This window comes from Faecalicoccus acidiformans (assembly GCF_014202635.1).
Classification (GTDB): Bacteria; Bacillota_I; Bacilli_A; order Erysipelotrichales; family Erysipelotrichaceae; genus Faecalicoccus; species Faecalicoccus acidiformans.
The window spans coordinates 108,274-118,341 of record NZ_JACHHD010000004.1 but is presented as its reverse complement, the minus strand read 5'-3'; the positions used below and the strand labels follow the sequence as shown (position 1 = coordinate 118,341).

Genomic DNA, 10,068 nt, shown 5'->3' with positions numbered 1-10,068 from the left:
CTGAACTCATACCGAACTCAGAAGTTAAGCACTTCCGCGGCGAAGATAGTTGGGCTTGCCCCTGCGAACATAGCTCGTTGCCGGGTCCTTTTTTTATGAAATATACTTAATTAAATTTTCAGTATTTTCAAAATATATTCATAAATTTTCTTATACCTTTCTGTGTTTTCTATTGTTATAATAGGCAAGCTGGAGGTATTTTTTTATGAATCAGAATAAGCTTCGAGATGTTTGTTTGATTACGATCGCGATGTTTGTAATTTCAATTTCAATATATTTCTTTTTGATTCCCAGTGGAATTATTGTTGGAAGTATTTCCGGGCTGGCAATGGTACTGAATCAGATCATTCCTTTATCGATTTCTGTGATCACTTTGATATTGAATGTAGGTTTGTTGATTCTCGGCTTTATTTTTGTCGGTAAGGAATTCGCATCGAAATCGATCTATACTTCGATTTTGTTACCTGTCTTTTTAGCAGTTTTTGAATTTCTTTTTCCTGTTTCTACGTCGTTGACAGGCAACAGCGTTTATGACTTGATTTCCTATACCTTGATCATCGCCTTTGGTCAAGCTATTTTATTTAATATCAATGCGAGCAGTGGCGGCTTGGACATTGTCGGCAAGATCATCAGCAAGTATTCGCATATGGAGATTGGGAAGGCTTTAACGCTTTGTGGTTTTATTACCTCAATGACTTCTATTTTAGTTTATGACATCGGAACCTTGATTGTAAGTTTGATTGGCACCTATGCCAACGGTATTGCGATCGACTACTTTATTGGAGGTTTTCATAAAAAGAAGAAAATCTGTATTTTATCGGACGAATATCAGACGATTCAAGAATTTATCATGCATAAGATGCAAAGGGGCGTCACAATCTATAAGGCGACTGGCGGCTACTTAAATGAAGAGCGAACCGAACTTGTTACAATCATGACGACTAGTGAGTACAAAAAATTGCTTGATTATCTTCATCGTGCTAACTTTCAGGCTTTTGTGACCGTTTCAACGGTTAATGAAGTGATCGGAACCTGGAATATTCATAAAAAACGTTAGGACCTTTTGTTCCTAACTTTTCTTTTTTTTACCAGAGTTGTTATAATGGTGAACAGGAGAGATATGTTATGACAAAAGGGCAATGGTTTCGTATGTTGATAATACTTTTGATCGTGTGGACTGTTTCATCTTTATGGATCGATAATTCAATTATTCTGCCGCGACCCGATGAAGTCTTTTTAACAATGTACCATCAAGCTCTTTCGAGCACTCTTTATTATTCTTTGATGTTGACGATCTTTCGGGTATTTTTTTCTTTATCCTTATCTTTTGGCTTTGCGCTTTTTTTCGCGTTCTTGTTTTTTCGATATAATAAAGCGGCTGTTTATTTTCATCAAATCTTATTATTTTTGCGAAGTATACCAAATGTGACTTTTATTATTTTGCTGCTGTTTTGGGTCAACCGGGAGTTGAGCGTCACGATCGTGGCCTTTCTTTTATTGTTCCCGATTTTTTATCAAAATATTTATGAAGCTCTATGCGAGATTCAAAAAACTTGGAAAGATGTTTTGAAAATCTATCCTCAAGGTTTTAAAACAAGGTGTCGTACATTGTATTTCCCGCTATTGAAAAATGCAGTCGTGACCAGCTGGATCACCTGTTCTTCTCTGGCGTTTAAAGTTGTTGTGATGGCGGAAATCCTGGCATCGGTTTCTGCAGGTGTGGGATCCAATATGCAGTTTGCCCGATTGAATGTGGACCTTGTAGGAGTTTTTGCCTGGACGATTTGGCTATTGATTTGTGTTTCACTTTTTAATAAACTATTAAAGAATATCTTATTTCGAATTTATGAGTGAGGAGGTAACGCATGGTAAGCATTTTAGTGCCTGTCTATAATGTTGAAAAATATCTTTCACGCTGCTTAGATTCGCTGATCCATCAAACTTATAAAGACATTGAAATTATTTTGGTCAATGACGGCTCTACGGATTCGTCGGCCCAGATATGCCAAGATTATATCAATCGCTATCGCTTTATCCGTTATTACGAATATATGAATGCCGGAATCTCTACGACTCGGAATCGGTTGATTCAACATGCGGCAGGAGATCTGATTTTCTTTGTGGATAGTGATGATTATATTGAACCTACGACAATCGAATCGATGATAGATCATCTTGTTGATAATGATTGTGACTTAGTCTGTTGCGGTTATACCATGGATTATCGCTATGGTTCGCTCTATCGAAAAATCGAGCGAAGATCGGTTATGGATACTATGGAAGCATTGCATTCCTTAGCTGAGAATCGCGGGATGAACAATTATCCTTGGGGAAAACTCTTCAAAAGAGAGTGTTTTCTTAATGTTGAATTTCCTGATACGATTCGCGGATTTGAAGATACTTATACTGTGTTTAAAGCTGTTTGTAATGCTAAAAGAATTGGTCACTTACCAAATCGCTTTTATCACTATGTCCAGCATCCAGGCTCTTTGACTCATAGAATGGATTTGGAGACGGTTTACGATATGCGTTTAGCTTATGAATACCAAGAGAATTATTTACGCCGCAAATTTCCAATGGAAAATTTTTCTTTTGATATTCATCTTTCTAACTCGGATTTCATGATCCTGTATACGATTTTTACCTGTTATACGCGCAAGGATCAACCGCGTTATATTCCAGCTGTGATCAATTGGAAAAATGTGAATCCTGTTGCTCATCTTGCATACGAGATCTTAAAAGGAGTTTGCAGTGTCCGTTATGGATGGACAAAAAAGAAAGTGCAGGAATATAACAAATGGCTATAAGAAAGGCTGTGCTATCAGATCTGGATACTCTCTTAGAGATCTATGCGATAGCTCGAGACTTTATGGCATCTTATGGAAATGCTCATCAATGGCAAGAAGGATATCCCAGCCGCAAGATCTTGATTAGAGATCTGCAGGCTGGCCACTTGTTTGTCGATGAGATCGATGGAGAAATTGAAGGATGTTTCGTCTTCTTTATCGGAGAGGATCCAAGCTATCTTCAAATTGATGGTGCCTGGTTGAACCAAGAACCATATGGGGTTGTTCATCGCATCGCTTCTCGGCGCCGAATCCCGCATATAGGGGAAAAGATGTTGCAGTATTGCATTGATCAGGTGGACAATATGCGCATTGATACACATCACGATAACATTCCGATGCAGAAGATGTTAAAAAAATTTGGTTTTGTCCATGTGGGAACGATCGAACTGATCGGCAATCATGAAAAAAGGTTAGCTTTTCAGCTGGCAAAATAGTTGGGAGAGAAAATTATGGCATTTGAATCATTATCAGAACGTTTGAATAAAGCACTAAAAAACATTACCGGGCAAGGAAAACTTACCGAAGCGAATATGAACGACATGCTCAAAGAAGTTCGAATGAGTTTATTGGAAGCGGATGTCAACTACAATGTCGTAAAAGAATTCATTGCCAATGTCAAAGAAAAAGCATTGGGCCAAGAAGTGATTGACTCTATCAATCCGGGTCAGATGGTCGTTAAAATCGTGCACGATGAGATTCGCGAACTGTTAGGAACCGAAGATGCTCGTCTTCATTTCAAAAAGACAGGGATCACGACGGTCATGATGGTTGGTTTGCAAGGTACCGGGAAAACGACTGCCAGTGCCAAGATCGCGCGATATTGTAAAGATAAATTACAAAAGCGCGTTCTTTTGGTTGCGTGTGACGTCATTCGTCCGGCTGCCATTGAGCAATTGCAAACCTTAGGGCAATCGATAGATGTTGAAGTTTTTAGCCTTGGGGCTGATGTGGGTGCGGTTGAAACGGCTCGTCAGGCTATGCAATATGCGAAAGAGCGTCAAAAAGATCTTGTGATCTTTGATACGGCCGGACGTCTTCATATTGATCAAGATTTGATGAATGAGCTTTCAGAAATGAAACAGCTTGTTGAACCAGACGAACTGTTATTGACAGTGGATGCGATGACTGGACAAGATATCGTGACGGTGGCTCGTGAATTCAACGAACAGTTAGCTATTACTGGTTTGGTCGTAACCAAAATGGATGGCGATGCGCGCGGTGGTGGACTGCTCTCTGTTCGCACCATCACCAACGTTCCTGTTCTCTTTGTATCTAACGGAGAGAAAGTAGAAGATTTGGAAGCCTTCCATCCGGATCGTATGGCTGATCGAATCTTAGGTATGGGCGACATCGTCACTCTCGTTGAACAAGCACAGGAAAAACTGGATATGGAAGTCCAGGAAAAGACCGCAAAACGAATGAAGAGCGGAATCTTTACATTCAATGATATGTTGGATCAGTTTGGTCAAATGAAGAAAATGGGTTCTATGCAGCGTATGCTCGGAATGATACCTGGATTAGGGAACATGGTCAAAAACTTGGATGATGAGAAGATGAATGATTCCATGAATCGCTCTCAAGCTATTATCCAGTCGATGACGCCTTACGAAAGAGAGAATCCTTCTTGTTTGAAAGCCAGCCGAAAAAACCGTATTGCCAAAGGGGCCGGTGTCAAAGTTATGGATGTCAATCGTCTTATTTCTTCTTTGGAGCAGATGCAGATGATGACAAAGATGATGTCCGGCGGCAATATGCCAAATATGGCAAGTCTGCAAGCAATGCAGCGCGGAGGCGGGCTTGCGGGCACCAGCAAACATGCCGGCAGCAAGAAACAAAAGAAATCAAAAAAGAAAAAGAAGAAAAAATAAAGTGTCAAGCAAAAATACTTGACACTTTTTGCTTGCATATGATAAAGTAACGAGGCAACAGAAAAGGAAGGTATAAAATATGGTTAAATTACGTTTAAAAAGAATGGGTAAAAAGGGACGTCCTTTCTATCGTATCGTAGCTGCTGATTCTCGCAGTCCTCGTGATGGACGAATCATCGAAGAAATCGGTACATACAATCCTATCGCAAAAGAAAACCAGGTTACTTTGGACAAAGAGTGTGCGATGAAATGGTTGAACAATGGAGCTAAACCATCAGATACAGTTCGTTCTATTCTTTCTAAAGAAGGCGTCATGAAATCATTCCATGAAGCCAAAATGGGCAAATAAACATGGTTGATCTTGAAAAGACATTAATGGATCTATGCATTCCTTTGGTCGATGACAAAGAAGCATTATCGGTAAAAACGATGTCAACGACCGATGAGCATGAGATCTTATTATATGTTTATGCGAACAGCGATGATGTAGCTCGTCTGATTGGACGAAAAGGGGCCATGGCTACCAGCATTCGTCAGATGATCTCGATTGCGGCAAGAGATATCAAAAAAAGAGTCTCGGTTAAATTTGAAGCTTACTAGGATGTGAAAACATCCTAATTTTTTTAAAGGAGATAAAAACATGATCAAAGTTGGTACCATCATTAATACGCACGGACTAAAAGGAGAATGTAAGATCGCTCTTGTGACCGATGATGTTAATGATCGATTCGCAAAAGGCCGTGTATTAAGTCTGGAGGATGGTCAAACCCTAACGGTGGCATCTTTTCGTATGCAGAAAGGATTTGGATATGCCAAGTTCGAAGAAATCACCGATATTGATCAAGCAACAAAACTAAAAACTAAAACCCTTCTGATTTCTAAAGAGCAACTTCCGGATTTACAGGAAGGAGAGTACTATTATTATCAATTGATGAACTGCACAGTTTATGACCAGCTTGGTAATGATTGTGGCCAGGTCGTTGATATTTTGGAGACAGGAGCACATATTGTATTACGCGTAAAAAAAGAAAATGACTCGTTTTTACTCCCTTTTGTCGATGCGTTTTTGGAGTCTGTTGATCCTGACTCTAAAACGATCGTCTTTAAAGATATGGAGGGACTGCGATGAAGATCACAGTTTTAAGTCTGTTTCCAGATTATTTTGCGCCATTACTTCAAACGAGCATTATAAAAAGAGCTAAAGAAAAAGATCTTTTTTCTTTTGAATGCATTGATTTTCGCTCTTTCACGCAAGAAAAACACGGTCATGTCGATGATACCCCATATGGTGGAGGAGCTGGTATGGTATTAATGTGTCAGCCCATCTTAGATGCATTAAAAAGTGTTCGGACACCGGATAGCAAAGTGATTTTATTGAGTCCCCAAGGACAGACGTTTCATCAGCAAATGGCTATGGATCTGTCTAAAGAAAAACACCTTATTTTCCTTTGTGGTCATTATGAAGGCTTTGACGAAAGAATTCGGGATTATGTCGATATGCAAGTTTCATTAGGGGATTTTGTTTTAACAGGAGGCGAGCCTGCCTGTGTTGTGATTTGCGATGCGATCTTACGCATGATCCCCGGTGTGATCAAATCAGACAGTGCGCAAGATGATTCTTTTTCTGATGGATTATTGGAATATCCTCAATATACAAGGCCTGAAATCTACGATGGAAAAAGAGTACCTGACGTTTTATTAAGCGGCCATCATGCGCGTATTCATACATGGCGCAAGGCCATGGCTTTGCGTAATACGGCTCTTCATCGTCCGGATCTTTTGAAGAATCGTCCGCTTTCGAGGGAAGAGGAAGATCTTCTTTCAAAAGCGCTTGAAAACCCGGATGAGGTGTGCTAATATTTTATGGCATTGTTGCACGGTTTTGTTCCGCTGGCACTTTGTGCGTATGAGCAAGATGACCGTATGGAAGAAAAGGAGGAACGAAGATGAATTTAAACTTAGTCAATGAAATTACAAAATCACAGTTAAAAACGGATATTCCTTCATTCCGCTCTGGTAGTACAGTTCGTGTTCACGTACGTATCAAAGAGGGGGACAAGAGCCGTATTCAGGTTTTTGAAGGAGTTGTTATCGAACGTGTAGGTGGTGGCATCGCAGAAACATTTACGGTTCGCAAGATGTCTAATGGTATCGGAGTAGAACGTAAATTCCCTTTGCATTCACCAATCATCGATAAGATCGAAGTCGTTCGTCATGGTAAAGTTCGTCGTAATAAACTTCACTACTTACGCGGACGTTCCGGAAAATCGGCTCGTCTTAAAGAAATCCGATAATAAAGATGCCGAGAAATCGGCATTTTTTATTTAGATTGATTTATAGTATAATAAGCGAGTAGAAATGGGGTTAGAAGATGAGAAAAGCAAGCAAAAGGGAAAAGAAAGCGATTTATCGTTATAACGAAGATGACGAACGTACGCTTTTAGAAGATATACTGGGCTTTGTCAAAGTGTTCGCGATCACCGCAATCGTGATCCTGGTTTTTATAAATTTTATTGCCCACCCAATCAAAGTCAATGGACGAAGTATGGATCCTACCTTACAAGATGGTGAATTTGGCTTTACGAATCTTGTCAGTGTTTGGTCTGGCCAGATCCATCGTTATGATATCGTCGTAGTCACAACGAATCAGGAAGTAACGAATGAAGAAACACAAGAAACGACCACCGAAGAAATTCAAATCGTGAAACGTGTGATTGGAATGCCGGGCGATACGATTTCTTGCATTGATGATGAAATCTATATCAACGGCGCAATGATCGATGAGTCGGATTATATTGATCCATCTTATATTAAAGAATGTCGTGATCAGTATGGTTATTTCAACGCAGTGGAACAGGTAACGACAGATGATGATGGAAAAACGGTCGTGGATTATGTCGATTTCGAAGAAGTGACATTAGGGAATGATGAATATTTTGTTATGGGAGATAACCGCCCGGTTTCAAAAGATTCTCGGGATCCTTCCATCGGCGTGATCAAAAAATCCCAGATCTATGGTGTGGGTGTGCTTGTTTTGCTTCCTTTTGATCAGATAGGAATCAAAGGATAAGTTTATGACTTCTCCAAATCCAATCCAATGGTTTCCAGGCCATATGACGAAGGCCAAACGCCAGATGGAGGAAAACCTAAAAAAAGTAGACCTCGTGATTGAAATTCGGGATGCCCGAATCCCCTATTCCAGCAAGAATCCCATGTTGGAAAAACTGATTCAGAATAAACCGCGATTGATCATTTTATCTAAGAGAGATAAAGCAGATCCTCAAATGACGATCCGCTGGACTCAAGCCCTGGAAGATGAACAAAATAAAGTTTTGGCATTGGATCTGATTCGCGACTCTTATAAAAAGACACTGGTTTCCTTTTCAAATGAACTATGTAAAGCGTTGATTGAAAAACAAAAACGCAGAGGGATCCGGCCGCGAGCTTTAAGAGCGATGGTTTGCGGGATTCCTAATGTGGGAAAAAGTACGATGATCAATACGTTGGCAAAACGAAAAGCCGCACAAACGGCAGATCGTCCAGGTGTGACCCGTTCTCTTCAATGGATCAAATTAGACAAGGGTTTAGAACTCTTAGACACTCCGGGTGTTCTTTGGCCTAAATTCGAAGATCCTCAAATCGGCATGCGCTTAGCCTTATTAGGATCGATTCGAGACGAAGTGATCAACCGTGATGAACTGGTACACTATGCGCTAGATTGGCTTTTAAAGAAACATGAAGGTTTACTTGAAAGAGTGTATCAGATCGAACCGGTGGACGATGTTTGGGATGCGATGAAAAAGATTGCGCTGAAACGAGGATATCTTCAAAAAGGTGAAATCGATCAAGAAAGGTTGATTCGATCTTTGATCAAAGACATTCGAAACGATGTACTTGGACCGATTACGTGGGAGGAACCTTATGATCGAGAAACCGCTTGAATGGGATCTATGGACTCAGCATTCTCATATTTTGGGTCTGGATGAAGCGGGAAGGGGTCCTATTGCGGGCCCTTTGGTCGTGGCAGGTTGTCAATTTGTTTCTGGTTATAAAAATCCGGAAATCGATGATTCCAAGAAACTGAGTGAAAAAAAGCGTGAAAAATTATTTGCGCAAATCAAAGAAGATGCATCGTGGTTTATGATTTTAATTGTTTCTGAAAAAGAAATCGATCACAAGAATATTTATCGTGCCACACAAGATGCGATGGTAGAGATTGCTAAAGCTGCACCTTCTGATTATGTGCTTAGCGATGCGATGAAATTGCCTGGTATAGAAACACCTTATGAACCTATCGTCAAAGGAGATTCCAAATCGATCTCTATTGCGGCGGCCAGTATTCTTGCGAAAGTTACACGAGACCATATAATGGCAGAATTGGATCTGATGTATCCGGAATATGGGTTTAAAAAACATAAAGGGTATCCGACCAGGGCGCATCTGCAAGCTTTAGATACTTATGGAGTTTTACCTTGTCATCGCCGGTCCTATGGTCCTGTACGAAGAAAATGTGAATTGACTTTATTTTGATAGAAAAGAAATTTTCTATCTTTTTCTTTTTCCGGCGTAATTAATAGTATGAATGAAAGATTAAGAGAAGCAATCTTGTGGTATGCGCTTGAAAGTCAAGGAGAATGGCAACAAATCGCTTTAAGAATAAAAAACAAAGCACCTGTGCAAAGAATTCGTTATCCAGGTTCCTTTGTTACCATTGTGGATCCGGAATATCCATCTTGTTTTCGACAGTTGCGCTATCCTCCGTGGATCTTATTTTATGAAGGCGATTTTTCTTATTTACAAAAAAGAGGTATTGCGATCATTGGCAGCCGAAATTGTACATCATCTGCACTAAACAATACAAAGATCATCACAGACCGTTTAAAGAAGCGTTATGTCATTGTGTCCGGACTTGCGAAGGGAATCGATAGTATGGCACATCGATGCAGTTTGGATCAAAAGACGATTGGATTCATCGGTTGTGGTTTGGATAGAATTTATCCAAAAGAAAATGCCTTTTTATATCAGGAGATGTCTAGAAGACATTTGATTCTTAGCGAATATCCTATGCATACTAAACCATTGGCTCATCATTTTCCGTGGAGAAATCGTTTGATTGCTGCTTCTTGTGATGCTTTGATCGTGATCCAGGCTAAATGTAAGAGCGGAACGATGCATACAGTTAATGAATGTTTAGAACTTTCTAAGCCGGTATACTGTGTTCCTTCAGCGTTTGAGGATAAAGAGCATACGGGGTGCAACTGGCTGATTCAAAATGGGGCGTATATTATCGTTGAAGAGTCGGATCTGGATGAATTATAATTGACAAACGCATTTTTTTATTGTTTTATTAC

14 protein-coding genes and 1 rRNA gene are annotated in these 10,068 nt (G+C 40.0%); all 15 read left to right on the top strand.

Translation table 11 applies throughout. The features are described 5' to 3' along the window. A 5S ribosomal RNA gene (gene rrf / locus HNQ43_RS09325) occupies positions 1-86 on the top strand; the annotation flags it as partial. 119 nt (positions 87-205) lie between these two features. Next, the gene (locus tag HNQ43_RS03090) at positions 206-1,057 is read left to right on the top strand and encodes a YitT family protein (RefSeq protein ID WP_183374661.1); all 852 of its coding nucleotides are present in this window, start codon (positions 206-208) and stop codon (positions 1,055-1,057) included. Between the two features lie 68 nt (positions 1,058-1,125). Then, positions 1,126-1,854, top strand: a complete 729-nt coding sequence (locus HNQ43_RS03085) for an ABC transporter permease (RefSeq protein WP_183374659.1) — start codon at positions 1,126-1,128, stop codon at positions 1,852-1,854. 11 nt (positions 1,855-1,865) lie between these two features. Further along, positions 1,866-2,807, top strand: a complete 942-nt coding sequence (locus tag HNQ43_RS03080; RefSeq protein WP_183374657.1) for a glycosyltransferase family 2 protein — start codon at positions 1,866-1,868, stop codon at positions 2,805-2,807. Then, positions 2,798-3,283 (top strand): GNAT family N-acetyltransferase, encoded by a 486-nt coding sequence (locus HNQ43_RS03075; RefSeq protein ID WP_183374655.1) that lies wholly within the window; start codon positions 2,798-2,800, stop codon positions 3,281-3,283. The genes HNQ43_RS03080 and HNQ43_RS03075 overlap by 10 nt, the downstream gene beginning before the upstream one ends. Before the next feature lie 15 nt (positions 3,284-3,298). After that, on the top strand, positions 3,299-4,717 hold the full coding sequence (gene ffh / locus HNQ43_RS03070) for a signal recognition particle protein (RefSeq protein WP_183374653.1): 1,419 nt from the start codon (positions 3,299-3,301) through the stop codon (positions 4,715-4,717). A gap of 79 nt (positions 4,718-4,796) precedes the next feature. Further along, positions 4,797-5,066, top strand: coding sequence for a 30S ribosomal protein S16 (gene rpsP / locus HNQ43_RS03065; protein ID WP_183374651.1), 270 nt, complete (start codon positions 4,797-4,799; stop codon positions 5,064-5,066). Positions 5,067-5,068: 2 nt separating this feature from the next. Then, positions 5,069-5,317, top strand: a complete 249-nt coding sequence (locus tag HNQ43_RS03060) for a KH domain-containing protein (RefSeq protein ID WP_183374649.1) — start codon at positions 5,069-5,071, stop codon at positions 5,315-5,317. 40 nt (positions 5,318-5,357) lie between these two features. Next, a complete protein-coding gene (gene rimM / locus HNQ43_RS03055) occupies positions 5,358-5,846 on the top strand; it encodes a ribosome maturation factor RimM (RefSeq protein WP_183374647.1) in 489 nt (162 codons plus the stop codon). Further along, entirely contained in the window at positions 5,843-6,574 is a 732-nt protein-coding gene (trmD, locus tag HNQ43_RS03050; RefSeq protein WP_183374645.1) for a tRNA (guanosine(37)-N1)-methyltransferase TrmD, read from the top strand. The genes rimM and trmD overlap by 4 nt, the downstream gene beginning before the upstream one ends. A gap of 89 nt (positions 6,575-6,663) precedes the next feature. Beyond that, the gene (gene rplS, locus HNQ43_RS03045; RefSeq protein ID WP_183374643.1) at positions 6,664-7,011 is read left to right on the top strand and encodes a 50S ribosomal protein L19; all 348 of its coding nucleotides are present in this window, start codon (positions 6,664-6,666) and stop codon (positions 7,009-7,011) included. 77 nt (positions 7,012-7,088) lie between these two features. After that, positions 7,089-7,787, top strand: coding sequence for a signal peptidase I (lepB, locus tag HNQ43_RS03040; RefSeq protein ID WP_183374641.1), 699 nt, complete (start codon positions 7,089-7,091; stop codon positions 7,785-7,787). Positions 7,788-7,791: 4 nt separating this feature from the next. Further along, positions 7,792-8,658 (top strand): ribosome biogenesis GTPase YlqF, encoded by an 867-nt coding sequence (ylqF, locus tag HNQ43_RS03035; RefSeq protein ID WP_183374639.1) that lies wholly within the window; start codon positions 7,792-7,794, stop codon positions 8,656-8,658. Beyond that, positions 8,639-9,247 (top strand): ribonuclease HII, encoded by a 609-nt coding sequence (locus HNQ43_RS03030; RefSeq protein ID WP_183374637.1) that lies wholly within the window; start codon positions 8,639-8,641, stop codon positions 9,245-9,247. Before ylqF ends, HNQ43_RS03030 begins: the two co-directional genes overlap by 20 nt. Positions 9,248-9,295: 48 nt before the next feature. Beyond that, positions 9,296-10,036 carry a DNA-processing protein DprA gene (dprA, locus tag HNQ43_RS03025; RefSeq protein WP_183374635.1) on the top strand — a complete coding sequence of 247 codons (741 nt, stop codon included), beginning with the start codon at positions 9,296-9,298 and terminating at the stop codon, positions 10,034-10,036. Positions 10,037-10,068 lie beyond the last annotated feature (32 nt).